The sequence below is a fragment of the Chitinophaga niabensis genome, assembly GCF_039545795.1.
Lineage (GTDB): Bacteria > Bacteroidota > Bacteroidia > Chitinophagales > Chitinophagaceae > Chitinophaga > Chitinophaga niabensis_B.
In genome coordinates, this window is record NZ_CP154260.1 from 5,612,939 (window position 1) to 5,629,534 (window position 16,596).

17 protein-coding genes are annotated in these 16,596 nt (G+C 45.2%); 6 read left to right on the forward strand and 11 right to left on the reverse strand.

Annotated features, from left to right (window positions below; genetic code table 11):
- Positions 1 to 157: 157 nt before the first annotated feature.
- On the reverse strand, positions 158 to 1,291 hold the full coding sequence (locus AAHN97_RS22240) for a FecR family protein (protein ID WP_343304297.1): 1,134 nt from the start codon (positions 1,289 to 1,291) through the stop codon (positions 158 to 160).
- A gap of 55 nt (positions 1,292 to 1,346) precedes the next feature.
- Positions 1,347 to 1,913, reverse strand: coding sequence for an RNA polymerase sigma factor (locus AAHN97_RS22245; protein ID WP_343304298.1), 567 nt, complete (start codon positions 1,911 to 1,913; stop codon positions 1,347 to 1,349).
- Positions 1,914 to 2,039: 126 nt separating this feature from the next.
- On the opposite strand from AAHN97_RS22245, the gene AAHN97_RS22250 reads away from it, so the two are divergent.
- Positions 2,040 to 2,570 (forward strand): DinB family protein, encoded by a 531-nt coding sequence (locus AAHN97_RS22250; protein WP_343304299.1) that lies wholly within the window; start codon positions 2,040 to 2,042, stop codon positions 2,568 to 2,570.
- A gap of 134 nt (positions 2,571 to 2,704) precedes the next feature.
- On the opposite strand, the gene AAHN97_RS22255 is transcribed toward AAHN97_RS22250, so the two are convergent.
- The 5 genes from AAHN97_RS22255 to AAHN97_RS22275 form a co-directional block, all read right to left on the reverse strand.
- Complete coding sequence (locus AAHN97_RS22255) at positions 2,705 to 3,079, reverse strand: hypothetical protein (protein ID WP_343304300.1); 375 nt, start codon at positions 3,077 to 3,079, stop codon at positions 2,705 to 2,707.
- A 109-nt stretch (positions 3,080 to 3,188) separates the two neighbouring features.
- Positions 3,189 to 3,464, reverse strand: a complete 276-nt coding sequence (locus AAHN97_RS22260; protein WP_343304301.1) for a hypothetical protein — start codon at positions 3,462 to 3,464, stop codon at positions 3,189 to 3,191.
- A gap of 47 nt (positions 3,465 to 3,511) precedes the next feature.
- Entirely contained in the window at positions 3,512 to 3,994 is a 483-nt protein-coding gene (locus tag AAHN97_RS22265) for an RNA polymerase sigma factor (protein ID WP_343304302.1), read from the reverse strand.
- Between the two features lie 97 nt (positions 3,995 to 4,091).
- Positions 4,092 to 4,448: a DUF1801 domain-containing protein gene (locus AAHN97_RS22270; protein ID WP_343304303.1), complete on the reverse strand. Its 357-nt coding sequence runs from the start codon at positions 4,446 to 4,448 to the stop codon at positions 4,092 to 4,094.
- 5 nt (positions 4,449 to 4,453) lie between these two features.
- Positions 4,454 to 4,954, reverse strand: a complete 501-nt coding sequence (locus AAHN97_RS22275) for a DinB family protein (protein WP_343304304.1) — start codon at positions 4,952 to 4,954, stop codon at positions 4,454 to 4,456.
- Between the two features lie 216 nt (positions 4,955 to 5,170).
- Here AAHN97_RS22275 and AAHN97_RS22280 point away from each other — a divergent pair, with 216 nt between their 5' ends.
- Positions 5,171 to 7,534 (forward strand): ABC transporter permease, encoded by a 2,364-nt coding sequence (locus tag AAHN97_RS22280; protein ID WP_343304305.1) that lies wholly within the window; start codon positions 5,171 to 5,173, stop codon positions 7,532 to 7,534.
- 1 nt (position 7,535) lies between these two features.
- On the opposite strand, the gene AAHN97_RS22285 is transcribed toward AAHN97_RS22280, so the two are convergent.
- The gene (locus AAHN97_RS22285; RefSeq protein ID WP_343304306.1) at positions 7,536 to 8,822 is read right to left on the reverse strand and encodes an MFS transporter; all 1,287 of its coding nucleotides are present in this window, start codon (positions 8,820 to 8,822) and stop codon (positions 7,536 to 7,538) included.
- A gap of 362 nt (positions 8,823 to 9,184) precedes the next feature.
- On the opposite strand from AAHN97_RS22285, the gene AAHN97_RS22290 reads away from it, so the two are divergent.
- The 4 genes from AAHN97_RS22290 to AAHN97_RS22305 all read left to right on the forward strand — a co-directional run bounded on the left by AAHN97_RS22290 (position 9,185) and on the right by AAHN97_RS22305 (position 11,987).
- On the forward strand, positions 9,185 to 9,667 hold the full coding sequence (locus tag AAHN97_RS22290; RefSeq protein ID WP_343304307.1) for a DUF2589 domain-containing protein: 483 nt from the start codon (positions 9,185 to 9,187) through the stop codon (positions 9,665 to 9,667).
- 39 nt (positions 9,668 to 9,706) lie between these two features.
- Complete coding sequence (locus AAHN97_RS22295) at positions 9,707 to 10,420, forward strand: DUF2589 domain-containing protein (RefSeq protein WP_343304308.1); 714 nt, start codon at positions 9,707 to 9,709, stop codon at positions 10,418 to 10,420.
- A gap of 70 nt (positions 10,421 to 10,490) precedes the next feature.
- A complete protein-coding gene (locus tag AAHN97_RS22300) occupies positions 10,491 to 11,354 on the forward strand; it encodes a hypothetical protein (protein ID WP_343304309.1) in 864 nt (287 codons plus the stop codon).
- Between the two features lie 9 nt (positions 11,355 to 11,363).
- Entirely contained in the window at positions 11,364 to 11,987 is a 624-nt protein-coding gene (locus tag AAHN97_RS22305; protein WP_343304310.1) for a hypothetical protein, read from the forward strand.
- A 43-nt stretch (positions 11,988 to 12,030) separates the two neighbouring features.
- Here AAHN97_RS22305 and AAHN97_RS22310 read toward each other — a convergent pair whose 3' ends face one another.
- Genes AAHN97_RS22310 through AAHN97_RS22320 form a run of 3 tightly spaced genes read right to left on the reverse strand, consistent with a single transcriptional unit; the run spans position 12,031 to position 16,355 of the window.
- Entirely contained in the window at positions 12,031 to 13,593 is a 1,563-nt protein-coding gene (locus tag AAHN97_RS22310; RefSeq protein ID WP_343304311.1) for a T9SS type A sorting domain-containing protein, read from the reverse strand.
- Between the two features lie 23 nt (positions 13,594 to 13,616).
- On the reverse strand, positions 13,617 to 15,104 hold the full coding sequence (locus AAHN97_RS22315; protein ID WP_343304312.1) for a hypothetical protein: 1,488 nt from the start codon (positions 15,102 to 15,104) through the stop codon (positions 13,617 to 13,619).
- Positions 15,105 to 15,113: 9 nt separating this feature from the next.
- Positions 15,114 to 16,355: a hypothetical protein gene (locus AAHN97_RS22320; RefSeq protein WP_343304313.1), complete on the reverse strand. Its 1,242-nt coding sequence runs from the start codon at positions 16,353 to 16,355 to the stop codon at positions 15,114 to 15,116.
- Positions 16,356 to 16,596: the final 241 nt, after the last annotated feature.

A 16,596-nucleotide genomic window follows, 5' to 3' on the forward strand; every position in this document is an offset into this window, starting at 1 on the left:
ATTGCATTACAACTGAATTGCATACTTTTGTGGTGTTTGGTAATAATTTTGATTGATCCTACAGAGATTTATTAAAATGCCAGATGTACACCGGGTCCCGACTGCAATCGGAATCCGGTTTTTTATTTTTGGTTGACGATAACGTGTGTTTTTAGTTTTATGGTAATACGATCACTTTTCTTCCTTCTACCCTGAAATGGTTGAATCCGCTCCCTTCCAGCAGGGTGAGCACATTGGATAAATGCAGGTTCCGGGCAAGCCCCCCGCCATAGAGTTCTGTTCCTGGTGTTGTTTCATAAACGATCTCTACATCATACCAGCGGGCCACTTCTCTTAAGATAGCCGGCAGGGCCATGTCGTTAAACACAAACAGCCCGTTCTTCCAGGCGATCACTCTTTTTACGTCCGCTTCCTGTACGGTGAAAGCATGGCTTTTTAAAATGGCCTGCTGACCGGGTTTCAGCAAACGGGCGGTATTTCCTTCTTTCACCTGTACGGCGCCTTCCAGCAAAGTGGTGTTCACGGTGTTTTCATCTGCATAGGCCATGATATCGAAATGGGTGCCGAGTACCTGTACTTCCATCTCGTGCGCTTTTACTTTAAAGGGCTGTTCTGCGTTCTGCGCCACCTCAAAATATCCCTGCCCCTCCAGCTCCACGATCCTTTCTTTTCCTGTAAAGGCCATAGGGTAGCGGAGAGAGGAGGCGGAATTCAGCCATACTTTGGTACCGTCCGGCAATACCACACGGAACTGGCCACCACGGGGAGTAGATAATTTATTGTAACCTTCTGCTGTTTTTCCTGCACTACTATATAATAACTGTCCGTTCTGCTGGGAGATCTTTGTATCGCCGCGGCTGATCACCTGGTTGCCGGTACTGTCCAGCGTTACGGTGGAACCATCTGCTAAAGTGAGGGTGGCTTTGTTGCTGCCGGGGAGGATGGGGCGTTTTTGTTGTTCTACTATTTGAGGGGCTGATTTCTTGGGCTGCTGGGTAAACCACCATGTGGCCAATAATAAAACCGCAGCCGCCGCTGCCACTCTTGGTAGTGTAAATATCCGCCTGGGTTCCTTTTTAACGATGCTGGCGTAAACGCTTTCCGTATCTATCTGCGGGAATGCCTCCTCCCCGTTAAACCGGTGAAATTCAGCTTCCATGAACTGGTGCAGGGTATCATCGTTTTCTGCCGCCGCGATCACAGCAAACAATTCTTCCAGCTCTTCCTTTGTACAGGATTTAGCTGTATAGCGTTGAAGCAGGTATGTAATTCTTGACGGATCGTACGGCATATGGGAGGGTGTGTTTAAATAAAGACGTACGGGAGGAAGGGAAGGACCGGAATTTTTAGAAAAATATCAGGAGGCTGGAATGCCTGGCCAAAAATACTCGCAGATGTTTGAGGGTTTCCACCAGCAGGTTCTTTACCCTGCTTTTGGAAAGGCCCAGCTGTTGGGCAATCTCTTCATGGCTCAGCCCCTGTTGCCGGCTGAGCTGGAAAACCGTCTGTTTTTGAGGAGACAGCGCCTCCAGGGCCTGGTGGATGAGGTGTTTACTTTCCCGGGCATCCAGTTCTACGGCCGGGTTTTCTTCTGAAGTATCAGAGATATTGGCCCAAACCTGGTCTATCAGTCTTTGCTGGAGGGCCACTTTGCGTAAATGGTCCAGGGTGCGGTTCCGGGCTATCATGAAAATGTAGCTGTCGAAGCGCTCAATGTCAGGTAACTGGGAGCGGTTGGTCCAGATCCGGAGGAAAGTGTCCTGCAGAATGTCTTCCGCATCTACGGCGGAATGGGTTAAATGGATCGCAAAAGCCAATACCTGCCGGTGATGCCGCACATATAATTCCCGGAAAGCTTGCTCATCGCCCTCCTTCAGTTTTATTAACAGGTGTTTGTCAGTTATCAGCGGCATCCCGGAACAATTTTAGTTAAATTATTCCCCGATCTGAAAAAAAATCTGAATTTCTTTAAAAGCTACTGACATACTCTTGTCACTAACCCCCATTTACTTTGTATTACAATTAAAAACTACAACATTATGGAACACACTGCAACTGTCACCCAAGCAACTGAAACATCTATCGTTTATTTAGCTAAGAACTACATCCGGTATAACGCCTGGGCTAATACAACCCTGGTTAACTGGCTCAGGACCAAAGAGGAAAGCGTATTGGAACAAGAAGTAGCTTCCAGCTTTCCCAGTGTGCGAAAAACCCTTTTCCATATCCTGCAGGCGCAGCAATACTGGTTATCCATTATCAGAAGGGACGAAACCCCAAATATCAATTGGGAAGAAAGCAAAACCCTGGAAGAAGTGTTTTCCGCTATCGTGGCGCAATCAGAAGAATTTGTAGCTTTCCTGGACAGTATGACCGCAGACCAGATCGATGAAAAAACAATGGTAGTGAGCCCCTGGTTCCAATCAGACTTCGCCAATTTTGAATATATCATGCATGTTGTGAACCATGGCACCTACCACAGGGGGCAGATCACCACAATAGGCCGTAACCTTGGATTTACCGATGCCCCCATGACAGATTATAATTTCTTTAATATCCATGGCAAGTGAGTTTAGGGGGACTAAAGCCGGGATGGCTAGAGGATCCTTACGGTAATCTTAGAGGATCACCCTATGTGAAGAACGGGAGAGATTTTAGAAAGACTAAACAGGGGTGTACCCTTTGGATACACCCCTGCGAGTAGTTAAGCCATCACTTTAAGGCCCGCGGATTGCAGGTAAGCCATTCCGGCTACCCAAACGGCCACGGCTCCAATGGCAAAACTGCCAATTCCTGAGATCAGGGGAAAGAGCGCGATAATAGCAATCACGCTGGCCAATACCCACAAAACATCCATGATTATCACAAAACGAACCCCGGCCGCATTGATGGGCTTCCCCTTACTTACAGCAAAAACATAGATCGCAAATAAAACCAGGAAGATACCGGTAGCAATAAAAGGCATCGTTTGCGTTACGCCGAATAAACCGGCAATGGGAGAAGCTGCTGCAATAAGGCCTATTCCGGTGGCGCCTGAAGTAATAGCGTTGATCTGCATAGTGGTTGTTAACTGTATCATATTTTTAAGGTTTATTGTTTGATGATGATGTAAAGGTAGACCCATGGCCCTGCGCCATTATTATCATCTTACGACAAAGGGTTACCATTTCGCGCCAAACAATATTCCTTTATGCAGGCAACTCCACCAGCTTTTCCCTTCCTTTGAACTTCCCGATGGATGCAAACAATAATCCATGCTGCATACTGGCAACAAAAAGGTCTGTGAGTTTATTTTGCAGATGGAAGGAATATAATGCCGGTTCTTCATTAGTATCACTGAATATGAGTTGCAGGTAATTCGCCAGTTCGTGCTCATAGGGATTGCTGATAACCGCCGCGCCTTTCAGCAATTGCACCTGCCCAGCTTCCAGCAAACCCTCCCCTTGCGGATATTGAACTGCCAATTGGAGATAGTTATATGAGCCAGGTGCAGGAATGAATAAAAAAATAATTAATACCGCTTCACACTTGCCTTCAGCATTCTCCTCGCTCCGAAGATCTTACTCTTAATAGTGCCCAATGGCTCTGCCAGTATCTTAACTATTTCCTGGTACTTGTATCCTTCATAATATAACATGAAAGGCCTTCTCAGTGTTATCGGTAATTGCCCGATGGCTTGCTGGATATCTTTTACGAACAGGCTTACATCTTTTTCTGTGGGATGATGGTCCACATGATCAAGGCCGTATTCAATATGCAGCATCATTTTATACTTCCGGCGATAGCCGTTAATGAAGGTATTGCGCATGATGATGTACAACCAGGCTTTGATATTGGTACCAGCCTTGTACTTATCCCGGTTGGATAATGCTTTGCAGATAGTTTCCTGGTAGAGGTCTTTTCCTTCATCGTGATTCCGTGTAAGCTTGAGCGCATATGGATACAGGAAGTCACTACTGTTTACTAACAATGTGTCGAATTCTGCGGTAGACATTGGATACTGTTTTATTATGTCTACAAAGTTAGGCGCAGTCAAAGCTGGGGTCAACCCACAAAAAGAGGTTTTTGTTGTATATATTACATAAGGACTCCTATTGATCTTTTTCTACCAGTTTTATCCATTCCCGTACTACCTTCTGTAATGCAGGTGTTTTTGCGCGCACTTCTTCCATATTGGTGAAACGCGCTTCCCTTCTGTCTTTCCAATCTCCTAAAAGGAGTCCGGATGCATCTTTGATCAAGCCCTTCGGGAAGATAAGGATGAGTTGCACGAACTTAGTCTGGCGCAGATTAAAGGCCGCCATGTCTAATTTATAATAATAACTGGGTGCGTTCCATTTAACCCGTTCTGCAATTCTGGGGTCTGCTTCTCTGATAATGCTGCGGAGCGCTTCTACTTCTGCTTTGAGCGGATGCTCCAGCTTTTGCATGAATTCATTCACATCCATAATGCTTACATGTATTTCATTGCTTCGTAACCCAGCAATCTGCGTAGTAATGCGATCTGTCCGATACAGTTTGCTTCCCTGTAGCTGGTAAAAGTGATCAGGTCAAAGAAAGGAAAACTCATACCCGGCACTTCAAACATACTGTTCAGCTTTTCATCTGTAACCTTTGTGAGCACTTCCCTGCTGATAGGTGTGATAAATGCCCAGTCCTTTTTGAAAGATTCCAGCGAAGGATAGGTAACGCCATCCTTTATGCCCTGGTTATCCTTAAAAAGATCATGAGCTGCCTGGCGGTGTTCACTGCCTCCTAATAACCCTGCCATGTCGTAACGTTGCTGCACAAGCGTGCCGGCCAGCCACGCAACGTGATTTGCTTTTGGATGCAAACGCTTGTGTGCATCTTCATCTGAAATACCTTCCAGCACGCTGTTCAGGAAAGGTGTCTGCAGATCATACATGGCTAATATGCCGATCATCCTGGTGCTTTCTGTTGTTGTTGTTCCCATGGTAAAATTATTTACAGGCAATTTACTTCAATTCACCGGCTCATGCAGGGGCTTATCCCGCCAAAAAAAGGGGCGTATGCGTCATGTTCGCATACGAACGCATCATGTATCAAAAACGGACAATTTGGTGATAACGCGCAAACATTATACATTGGTTATCAATGCTTCGATAGTATGGTATTGAATTGGCAGTTGCTTTTGCACTAATTTCCCCTTATGCTGAAAAACAACATCAAGATCGCCTGGCGCAGTTTAAAGAAGGACCGCCAGTTTACCTTGCTGAACCTTGTAGGCCTTTCTACCGGTTTAGCCTGTGTACTCTTTATCTACCTGTGGGTAAGTGATGAATTGAGTGTTGACAAATTCAACAAGAATGACAGCAGGTTATATAAATACATGGAGCATCGCAAAAAAGCAGATGGGATCTGGACGGCTCACAGCTCATCCCTGCCTACTGCTGAAGCACTGGTTGCAGAAATGCCTGAAGTAGAATATGCTACCGCTACGAGCGAAGCAGATGACATCTCTCTTTCCGTGGATGGGACCAGCGAAATACAAAGCGCACGAAGGTACGTGAGCAAGGATTTTTTCCATGTGTTCAGCTACGAAATTTTACAGGGGAACCCGCAACAGGTATTGCCGGACAAAAATGCAATCGCCATCTCTGATGAGCTGGCCCTTAAACTTTTTAACACCACAGAAGGTGTGATCGGGAAAACACTTATCTACCAGCATGACAAAAAATACACTGTCTCTGCTGTTTTCAGAAGGCCTCCTGTAAATGCATCAGAACAGTTTGATTGTGTGCTCTCCACGGATATTCTGAAGGAGCAGAACAGTTCTAATAACAGCTGGTTCAACACCGGCCCGCGCACCTATGTATTATTAAAGCCGGGAACAGACCCGGCCCGTGTTGATCAGAAACTCCCTGCGTTCATTATGTCCAAAACCAATAATGAAGCTAAACACAGAACCCCCTTCCTCAAAAGATACTCAGAGCTCTATTTATATGGTGAATATGAAAACGGTGTATTAAAAGGCGGACGGATAGATTATGTGCGGATGTTTTCTCTGATTGCTATTTTTATCCTCATCATCGCCTGTATCAATTTCATGAACCTTTCAACAGCTAAAGCAGCCCAGCGGTTAAAAGAAGTTGGCGTTAAAAAAGTGATGGGCGCCAACAGGAGATCACTGATCATACAGTACCTGGGGCAGTCCATGCTGATGACCTTTCTGGCGTTCCTCCTGGCTTTTGCACTCGTGCTCATTTTCCTGCCATCTTTTAATACTATTACAGATAAACAATTAACACTCGTTCCCAATGCGAGGCTTATCCTCTCCTGTTTAGGTATTACTTTACTTACAGGGCTCATTGCAGGCAGTTATCCGGCTTTTTATCTTTCGGGTTTTAATCCTGCCGTTATCCTGAAAGGAAAACTCCGGAATTCCATGGGAGAAGTATTGGTGCGGAAAGGATTAGTAGTATTCCAGTTCTCCTTATCTGTTATCCTGATCGTATCTGTATTGGTAGTGTATAAACAGATCGCTTATGTACAATCCAGGCCACTGGGATATAATAAAGAGAACGTGCTCAGTTTTAATAAGGAAGGGAAGCTGAATAACAGCGACCAGCTCCAGAGCTTTCTTGATGAAGTCAGGAAAGTACCGGGAGTAGTGAAGGCTTCCAGCATAGGGCATACTTTAACTGGTCATGATGGTGGTACTTCCGGTGTGGTCTGGACAGGCAAAGACCCTGAGGATAGGACAGAATTTGAAAATGTAGGTGCGAATTATGATATGATAGAAACGCTTGGATTTGAGATGAAAGAAGGACGAAGTTATTCCCCGGAATTCGGTTCGGACAGTAATGCCATAATCTTTAATGAAACTGCTATAAAGTTCATGGGCATGAAAGACCCGCTGGGCAAAAAAGTAAAACTCTGGGGAGAGGACAGAACGATCATTGGTGTAGTGAAAGACTTCCATTATGAATCACTGCATGAGCCCCTTAAGCCAGTATTCCTGCGGTTGAACACAAGTTCCAAAAGAATAGTTGCGAGGATAACAACAGGAAAAGAAAAAGAAGCCATTGCAGGGATCGAAAAAATATACAAGCAGTTCAATCCTGATTTCACTTTCAACTACACCTTCATGGATGATACCTTCCAGCGGATGTATACTTCAGAAAAAAGAGTATCTATCCTCTCCCGGTATTTTGCAGGGCTGGCCATTCTCATTTCCTGCCTCGGGCTTTTTGGGCTGGCGGCTTTTACAGCACACAGAAGACAGAAGGAAATAGGCATCCGGAAAGTAGTAGGCGCCACTGCCAACAATCTCTACCTGATGTTATCGAAAGATTTCCTGAAACTGGTATTCATTGCTATTGTGATAGCGTTACCTGTATCCTGGTGGGCTATAAGCCATTGGTTACAGGGCTTTGCCTACCGTACTCCGGTAGGGCCAGGCATATTTCTCGCGGCGGGTATTATAACCCTGCTGATCACTTTGCTCACGATCAGTTACCAAACTATCAGGGCAGTAGTAGCTAATCCTGTTCATAGTTTAAAAGCAGAATAATTTATTTCAAAGCCAGCAGCTCTTTGTAAGAACGCGTTTGTTTAGCCAGGATGGTGACAATGAAACCTATTAATCCTGTAACAGTAAACAGCAGTGCAAGCCCTCTGGCCATACCGGTACCGAACCAATCCCCGATAAGGTCAGCTCCTGCGCCCGTAGTCATAAACGGAATGAAAACGTATTGCGCAATGGGGCCTATCATAAAAGCGGTTACAGGAGATGCGGCCTGTTCAATACTTTGTGCAAAACCAAACACCCGGCCCTGCCGCTCCGGTGGAATGGCCTTTTGAATGATGGTTTGCTCTGCTGCCTCCACTACGGGGATCAGGCAGAGGTATATAAACATGCCTACAGAGAGCAGAACAATGGAGGCCTGAATAGTGAAGAAGATGCAGATAAACCACATCAGCATGTTACATTGGAAAAGTACTTTCAGGGGTGATTTTCCCAAACCTCTTTTCGCTACTACCAGGCCACCGATAATGAAACCTAAACTCAGTACACCCCAGAGCACTCCCCATACCTGCACGGATACCATGGAGAGGCCGTATGCATCCATCAATGACATGAATACGCCACCGAGGAAATTATTAAAGCAGTTGAAAAATATAAGTCCGAAAAGACCGGGAATGAGTTTAATAACTTTGATGGTTCCTTTAACGTCTACTGTTTTAGGTTCTTCATGTACGGTGTGAACAATCTCATTCTCCTTCATGGGAATGGTCCATAAATGCAGGATGGCCAGGAACATTAACACTACAGCTACTACAAGTGTCCAGAACATGCCCAGGAAACCAATAGCCATACCGCTCATGATGGAAGAGATGAGAAAGGCCGTACCCGTAGTACTGCCTACCAGGCCGTTTGCTTTATCACGGCTATCTTCCGGAATGAGGAACGTTACAGCAGTAGAAAGGGCTATCGACCGGATGTTTCCGATGATAGCCCCGAATAACGTCAGCAAAACAAATACCCATAACAATACACTGGCATCTTTGGTAAAAGCATCCTCCGGTGCCAGGAGATATAATATAAAAGCAATGGTGTACAAAGAGAGTGAGCCGATGCTGGAAATGAGCATGGCTGTTTTCTTCCGGTACCTGTCTACCAGTGATCCGAGAAAAAAACCGGAAAGGGCTACTGTTCCAAAATAAATGCCCGCCATCACGGAAGTGGCCAATACAGATTTCGTTTGCAGAAAAACCCAGAAAGTAACGGCAAACCAGACGAATGTATTGGTAACGGAAGCAACGAGCGAGTTCGCTAATACAGCATAAAAGACCTTCATAAGCGTGTATCTTGACCTGTGCAAAATAGTGTAAAATATGGTTTAGCCTGTGCCACCGTTTGACGTATAGTATTGGACGATGACTACCGTGATTCAAACTTACATTGATCCATTCAAATCATGGGGGGCTAAAAAGGCAATCTTCGGGGGAATTGTGACACGGAAAATTTATTTGCCTGATTCCCAATTGTTTTATAATATTGTTTTTCAATTTATAAAGCATCGATATATTATTGTAATTTGCTTTGAACTGTTTAATACCCCGATGCCCCGTTACCATATAATAGCAGCACACTCCTAAAAGACTTATTAGATTCAACATGCATAAATGGCCTCCCATTTAGGCAAGTAAACTTGTATGTATGCCCCAAAAGAAAGAAGCATCAGTGTCACAGCCTTCGCTGGACCAGATGAGCCTTCAACGCATGATAGCAGGTCCCCTGCAGGCGATGATGGATGCACAAACCGCCTCTGCACTGGCTGCTGTGGAGCTTGTTAAAAAGTTAAGTTTCACCGGTGATGCACAGGTGGCTACGGTAGACTTTTCTCATTACCGGGAAGGAAAAAAGATAGAACTCAAAGTGCCGCTGGTATCCTTAGTGCCTGTTAGTTGTTTACGCATAGCAGAAGTAAATATCAATTTCAATGTTAAGCTGACGGGTATTGAAAAAACCGCCCCCAATGCAAGGTCCACAGGTTCCAGCATGAAAATGTCCGCAGGCTATCAACGTCAGTCCGGCAAAGAAAAAACCAGGGCATCCTTCCATTTTACCTTAGAGATGAAAGCAGTGCAGGACGAACTTCCCCCGGAATTAATACAACAACTCAAGATCCCCAATCCATAAAAACCTATCTTTTTTTTCTCATACTTAAATGTCCAAACAATGGCAAAGATTAATCCTAAAAGCCGCACCCCACGGCCAAAAGTAGCGCGGAGAACTACTGTTGCTTCTCCCGTTCCAAGTGTTGAAGCTGCTACAGAACTTGCAGCCAGCACAGCCCAAAAATTATCCAAAGCTGTAACCGCAGGCAGAGGGATGGTATCCAAAGCTGGTCCAAACCCTGCAGGCCTCGTTTCAGAACTGAACAACATCGATTTCAAAAAAATGATCGGTGCACCCTTGCAGGCTTGTGTGGATGCACAGGTACAAAGCTCCCTGGCTACCATTAACTTCATCAATTCCGTTGGTTTTGTAACAAGCGACATGGGTAAGAAAGAGCTGGTTATGGTGGATTTCACACATGAAAGGGTAGATGTAAAAGATGATGGCTCTCCCATCAACAAGAAGACCTATTTAAAAGTTCCCCTGCTGGCCATGCTGCCTATCCCAAGCCTGCGCATCGAACACGTAGTGATCGATTTCAACGCAAAACTGAACTCCGTTGAAACTTCCAGCGTATCTGACGAGCTGGGCATCAAAGCGGAATTAGCAGTTGGCTGGGGCCCTGTAAGCTTTAAAGCATCGGCCTCCTATCAACGTAAGTCCGTTACCGGCGTTGAAGTGAAAAAAGAGTTTGCACTCAACGTAAATGTAAAAGCTGTGCAGGATGAAATGCCTGCCGGACTGGAAAAGATCCTTGGGATGCTTTCCGCATAAGTACATACTGGTATCTGGATGCTGAGGAGCATTCAGATACCATTTTATTATTCCTGTAACAATCACCGATATGTCTAATATTACACTGGCAGATTATGTAGGCTTTATCTTCTCTGAGATCACAAGGGCAAGAGACCATGCAGACAAAGTATCCAAAGACCTCGCCATCGCTTACTCGAAAGATGAAGTGCTGAAGCATTTTGCTGTTCCACGTTTCAAAATACCAGAAATGGAACTCACCATTCCCGTGCTCATCTCTTCTGCTAAATTCTCCACCACTATGTTATTCAACATGCAGGAGGAAGAATTCAAAAAGTATGTAGCCGGTAAAGTGAACGCCGCTATCCAAACCCTCCTGATCAAAAGCAACAATGTTGAAACCGACTATACCGGAATCAATAATGAAGTTTTCACCAAACCCGTTTATTACGAAACAGCTTTGTCTACACCACCGCAGCAAACCTCCAGGCTTTCCAAAAACAAAAAAGTAGCCCGGCTACCGGGCGGCTCCCCGCAACCCACTGCCATAAATGTAATGGACCATCCGGCACTGCCCAGGTTCTATCAGCAACTGGTCTCCAACCAGGACCCCGCCAAACCGGACAACATTGCACTGCTGGCACTGGCAGAGATCTTCAATGCCAAGATAAATGAATATGGCCTTCAGAGTGCTTACAGATCACACTACCCCAACAATGAATTGTTCCAGACGATGCTCACCGAGGTGATCCAGAAGATCAAGGAAAACACCATGGTTTCTGCAAGTAAAATGGAAAACTTACTCGTTAACCCGGAAACCAATCTCGTGAAGAGCGGCAGTAGTGACACCACGGTATTTACCATTAAAGCCAAGATCATGGAAGAAGGGCTTTTTGTAAAAACGGTGAAAAATGAAGAAACCGGCAAAGAGGAATTATTGGTGGAATTTGAATAAACCAGCGTTATGCAGCGATTTTATTTTAATGATAAACAACAGTTCGCCCAACTCCTGGTATCCTTCAACAATGTGTCTGAAAAATTCAGTAAAAAGGATTACGATACAGATAAAGCGTTGAGGCAGTTGCTGGATAATGCCATCAAAATATACAAGGATGGCGGGTTCTCTGATAAGGAAAGCCAGTTGCAGGTATTGAGGGCGGAACTGACCTCTGTAGAAAAAAACATTCACCCCCTCACCTACGAAAAGGTGCTGGTACGCAAAGGGGAAATGAGGACGAGCATATGCCTGAAAGTACTGCAATCACTGGAGCAGTTGCTCCGGAATGATTATACTTATTGTACGGATAAATTACAGGAAGCCCGCGATATGATCTCCCAGATCTTACTGGCAGGTTTGCAGGGTGGCCTGCTTACAGATAATTTACTGGATTCCACCAACACGGAATCAGAACTGCAAAAGTTATGGAAGTTATTGTCTACTGATGGTAACCTGGCACTCGCGCAAAGGCGGGTGCTGATGAGTGTCAGCATTTATGATGCATTGCTCTTGCTGGAAGAACTGATCGGCGGCATGTTGAAAGCGGGCTTGAAGAAACCAAAACCTTCGGTGTTGCAATTGAAGGGGTAAGGCAATGTGTTGCTGTTACGTTTGAAAGAATGGATACTTTTTACTATTTCAGGATGATGATCTGTTTCCTGTCCAGCAGTTTGCTTCTGTCTTCCATATCATAGAACACCAAAACATAACTACCTGCCGGGAGTCTGCTCATTTGTATACGTGTATTGCTTTCCGTTAATATCCGTGTATTGTGCAGCCTGCCGGCAATATCATACATTTCCATCCTCACCGCTTTGTGCAAACCGTATAAGCTTACGTAGAAAAGACCGTTGTTGGGATTGGGCGATACTTTGATCTCATAGAACCAGGGCACTTTTCTGATCTCCGAATAAGTGATCAGGCCATCCAGTCCCAGGACCTTCAGGCGGTAATAGGTCCAGTTATCATAGAAATTATCATCCGGCACCGTGTAATATTGTACGCTCGTGTTCACTATGCCCCGGGGAGTTTTAGGAGGAAGTACCTTTACGGTGTAGAAACTATCTTCATTTTCCTTTCTGCGTTGCACTTCATATTGCAGGATGTTCACTTCCCTGGATGCTGCCCAGTTGGTTTCCACCATACGCAGGCTTACACGAAATGCATTAAAGCCAAGGCTGCTGATAGCCCTGGGAACAAAAAGCGCGGATTTGGTAAAGTACACATTGTTCCCCAGGCCGCCGGGGAAAGTTCTTGTGTTGGTATAGGAACTTAAGTTAAGCGGACCAGCGGTTAACCTGCCCGGATTTTCTACTGTGCCGGGAGGAATGGTATCCCAGCCGCCGGGGTTTCTGTACAGGGAAATATAACTGAATTCCCGGAGCAGGGTAAATGCAGGGCCTTCATCTTTTGCTTCATGTTGCAGCCATACGAATACATTGCTGCTGTTCCCGCCATGTGCGAGGTTCCATGTTTTTAATACATTGTTGCCGGAAAGGATACTACCCGATGTGGCATTCCTGTATACATTGTCGAACACACGTGCCCTGAAATTTTCAGAGGCGAATTCCAGGTTCTGTAATGCAAGCGGGCTGTAACTACCTTCTTTAGTACCTATCGGGAATACCACCTGTTTATCCTGCGGGGTAATATGTTCCCGGTATAAAAAGCCGCCGCCCACATTCTGCCCTGTTACAATAAAACGTTTATCCGAATATCCTGAAATGATACCCGGTGAAAGGTTGCCCACTACAAGGTTCCAGCCATTCAGGTGAAGGTGCCCGTTTTCGAAATTCAAGGTATTTCGGATCTTCAGATCGCTGAGATCATCAAGGTATACACCAAAGGGATTGTTGATACTAACATTCGGAAAACTCGGGCCATTGCGGGTGCTGGCATTGTAGGCACCATAAATGTATTGCGGGGTTGTACCCTGCTGCATGAAACGGAAAATCCCGCCATAACCGGCTACCGTATCATTATAATCATGCTCATCTGTTAAAAGTGCTGTTTCATCATTCTTCCATTTTTGCCCGAAGAACATCACTACAGCGCCTTTCATAGAACCGAAGCGGCCGTGATTTTGTACATCGCTGAAGATAGCGATGGTATCTGTTTTATGGGCCATGATATCTGCGTTGGCTGGAATGGACACACCGGTTTGGGCATAACATTCATTCACAGCAAAGAATAGCATAATGATATGTAAAAGAAATAGTCTCATTTAATAATAGTGAGATCGAACGTGACTGTGCCCAATGTTTGATTACCTAAAAAGCCAGCACCGGAATTTGTGAAATTGATGGTCAGCGTATTTGCACTGCTTACATATGCATAGGCAATAGCAACCCCATTCGCCAGGCTGGTCCTTGGATTAACAATCACAGAAGAGTTTGGGGTCAGCCCTGATATGGTCACTGTTCTTGTGAGACTGGACGAATAAGTAATATTGGTATTATCTGTCAGGCTAAAACTTGTTTTAGTGATCGCTGTCAGCACGGTGCCCGTTGCGCCCATTTTAAAATTCCCGCCTACATCCAATTTGGCCTGAGGAGTTGTGGTGGCAATGCCTACCCTTTCTGATGGGGTCATTCTCATGGCTTCATTAGTGGATGCTGTTCCCCCTACCAGGAAGATGATATCTTTTGCCGCATTATTATTCACCATGTAAAGATCATTGCCTGAACCAATAATATAGCAGTCATTCGCCTTACCTGTTTCGATAGGATTACCAGCCTGGTAAACATATTGTGACCCATTGATCCCCACGTTCATAAAATTGGTGGTCTCCGTACCATTATCTGCCGTAGCTACAAAATCTGAGCTGGATTGGCTGCCGGTGCCCAGGTTCCTGATGTTCACCTGGAAGTAGCTATCAATGCTCCCTTTGAGATACAATGCATTCACAGAAGTAGTAGTTCCTGCATCGATCAATACTTTCTCCGGATTTGTAGCATCAAAAGTACTTGAGCCAATACCTACAAGCCCACGTGCACTATCAATATACATCCGCTGTACATTATTGGTGCGGAACCGCAGGCTCACATTATCTGTAGTTCCCAGGAAATTAACGCCGCTGTTCAATCCGCTGTTTCCTGAAGTGTTCCATATTCCTGTGCCGGTTGCAAATGTAGACATCGGTATCTTTCTCACCAGGCCGCTGGTGAGCGTTAACAAGCTGTCCGCAGTCGTACTTGTGCCATTTTGCACTCCTGTAAGTGTCAATGGATTTGCTCCCTGCACATGCAGCTTAGTAGAAGGCGCGGTATTACCTATACCTACATTTCCTGCATTGGTAACACGCATCCTTTCAAGGTTATTGGTGATCACAGGCAGGTCAAAATTGCTGGTAGTGCCAAAATTCCGTATGCTGGAAACGGAATTTCCGCCTAAAGCCCAACCACTGGCTGCCAGTAAACCGGTGAAGTTGGCGGAATCTGCCACCCTTCGCCAGAAACCATTTTTACGCACCATCAAACTATTATCCGGTGTAAAGAAAATGATCATGCCATTAGGAGCAGTGGTAAGTGTGGCAGCAGCCGTATCCGGGATACGGGGCAACAACAATCCCTGTACATTGCTTTCCAGTTCAAGTACAGAAGATTTATTGATGATAGCAGGGTTAGAACCTAATTTCAATTGGGCTTGCGCAACTGGTGCCAGTAACAGCAGCATCCACATGAAAAACAGGTAGCGTGCTTTATTCATGGTCATTACTTATTTCTTTATCACATACCAGTTCGTGCCGTCTGTTTGCAGGGTTACAAAGGTCCAGTCGTTATAGATAATATAATTTGTTCCGCCATCGATGCTACCGGAAGTAGGACTGATAGTAACCGCATTATCAATGCCGCCGGTACCGATCTTTTTGATCGTATACATTCTTCCGTTCAATCCGCTGGGGCTGGGCAGTGTAATGGTAATGGCGCCGGTGGAAGCATTTGCCAGGATGGTATTGTCTCCTGCTGTAGCCGTATAGTTAGCTGCAGTGTTGGTAATATTGGTGGCCATGGAACCATTCACCTGGAAAGTAGAGTTCGCAGCAGTTCCCTGAGCAAGCCCTACCGTCAGTGAGTCCCGGAAATTCTTGGCTCCGCCGAATGTTTGTGTTACAACAGATACGCCGCCGGGATTGGTAGCATCGGCAGGATGGAGTTTAATGGAATCACTGGCGATGCTGATACCATTTGCATTGGTGAGTGTGGCAAAACCTGTTTTCAATATCCGGAAACGTGCAGCAGAATCAAAACGCGTCCAGTCACTCAGCGATAGCAAACCACGGGAAGTGGTACCGTTTCCATTCTGTGTAGGTACATTAAAAGTATGTACACCCGCTGCTGAGTTAATCGCAACGTCTGTCGTAACGGCACTGTCTATCCTAAAAGTCTGCACAGAATCCCGCAGCCCGTTGAGAGACACAATGGCATTGCTGAAAGCAGATGCAGCCATGGTCCTTTGTAATAAAGTACCTGTAGCAGGATCTATCACCAATACCTGTACCTGGTCAGTACCGGTACCAATAGTACCCGGTGCTACCGTTAAACTACCACTACCGGTTACGCGTAAACGTTCTGCATTATTGGTTTTGAAGATGAGGGGTTGCTGATTGAGTGTACCCAGGAAATTAATGGCAGAGTCCAGACCGGCATTGCCTTTTGTATTCCAGTTACTACTATTGCCAACACTGTCTGCAGACATGCGCTGCCATAAATTATTCTTTCTGACAAACAGACTGGTGGAATCTGTTACATAAATGATCATCCCATCCGGGGCTGTGTTGAGGGGTGAGGTGGTAAGATTTGCTCCGGGTATCCTGGGAAGCAACAGACCCTGCCTGTCAGATTCAAGTTCAAGAATGGATGATTTGTTGATCTGGCTCGGGTTAGAGCCAACCTTTAGCTGTGCAGAGGCAATACTGCTGAATAACAGCAATAGCACTGCAAATGCAATGTTCTTCATGGTATTAGATTTGAATATTTCAAGTTTGGAAAAAGCAGCCTGTCAAATTGTGAGATAATCTTTTCTAAACATGCCTACATAGCACATCCGCTTACTTGTAAGTCACTGGTTTAGTTATTAAAATTTGCTGCTTAGGCGGGGTTCAAATAATGTGTTACAGTTGTGTAATTCGGATTTATGGTTACGTAATATTCAAATAGTGTCCTGAAAATACGGATTTTAGCGAATATGGCAAAAAACA

Coding starts and splice junctions, on each gene's coding strand:
- AAHN97_RS22295 (WP_343304308.1), top strand. CDS start 9,707: ATGGCAAAGATTAATCCTAAAAGCCGCACCCCACGGCCAAAAGTAGCG.
- AAHN97_RS22310 (WP_343304311.1), bottom strand. CDS start 13,593: ATGCTATTCTTTGCTGTGAATGAATGTTATGCCCAAACCGGTGTGTCC.
- AAHN97_RS22245 (WP_343304298.1), bottom strand. CDS start 1,913: ATGCCGCTGATAACTGACAAACACCTGTTAATAAAACTGAAGGAGGGC.
- AAHN97_RS22250 (WP_343304299.1), top strand. CDS start 2,040: ATGGAACACACTGCAACTGTCACCCAAGCAACTGAAACATCTATCGTT.
- AAHN97_RS22280 (WP_343304305.1), top strand. CDS start 5,171: ATGCTGAAAAACAACATCAAGATCGCCTGGCGCAGTTTAAAGAAGGAC.
- AAHN97_RS22240 (WP_343304297.1), bottom strand. CDS start 1,291: ATGCCGTACGATCCGTCAAGAATTACATACCTGCTTCAACGCTATACA.
- AAHN97_RS22285 (WP_343304306.1), bottom strand. CDS start 8,822: ATGAAGGTCTTTTATGCTGTATTAGCGAACTCGCTCGTTGCTTCCGTT.
- AAHN97_RS22320 (WP_343304313.1), bottom strand. CDS start 16,355: ATGAAGAACATTGCATTTGCAGTGCTATTGCTGTTATTCAGCAGTATT.
- AAHN97_RS22270 (WP_343304303.1), bottom strand. CDS start 4,448: ATGGATGTGAATGAATTCATGCAAAAGCTGGAGCATCCGCTCAAAGCA.
- AAHN97_RS22265 (WP_343304302.1), bottom strand. CDS start 3,994: ATGTCTACCGCAGAATTCGACACATTGTTAGTAAACAGTAGTGACTTC.
- AAHN97_RS22275 (WP_343304304.1), bottom strand. CDS start 4,954: ATGGGAACAACAACAACAGAAAGCACCAGGATGATCGGCATATTAGCC.
- AAHN97_RS22315 (WP_343304312.1), bottom strand. CDS start 15,104: ATGAATAAAGCACGCTACCTGTTTTTCATGTGGATGCTGCTGTTACTG.
- AAHN97_RS22255 (WP_343304300.1), bottom strand. CDS start 3,079: ATGATACAGTTAACAACCACTATGCAGATCAACGCTATTACTTCAGGC.
- AAHN97_RS22300 (WP_343304309.1), top strand. CDS start 10,491: ATGTCTAATATTACACTGGCAGATTATGTAGGCTTTATCTTCTCTGAG.
- AAHN97_RS22290 (WP_343304307.1), top strand. CDS start 9,185: ATGCCCCAAAAGAAAGAAGCATCAGTGTCACAGCCTTCGCTGGACCAG.
- AAHN97_RS22305 (WP_343304310.1), top strand. CDS start 11,364: ATGCAGCGATTTTATTTTAATGATAAACAACAGTTCGCCCAACTCCTG.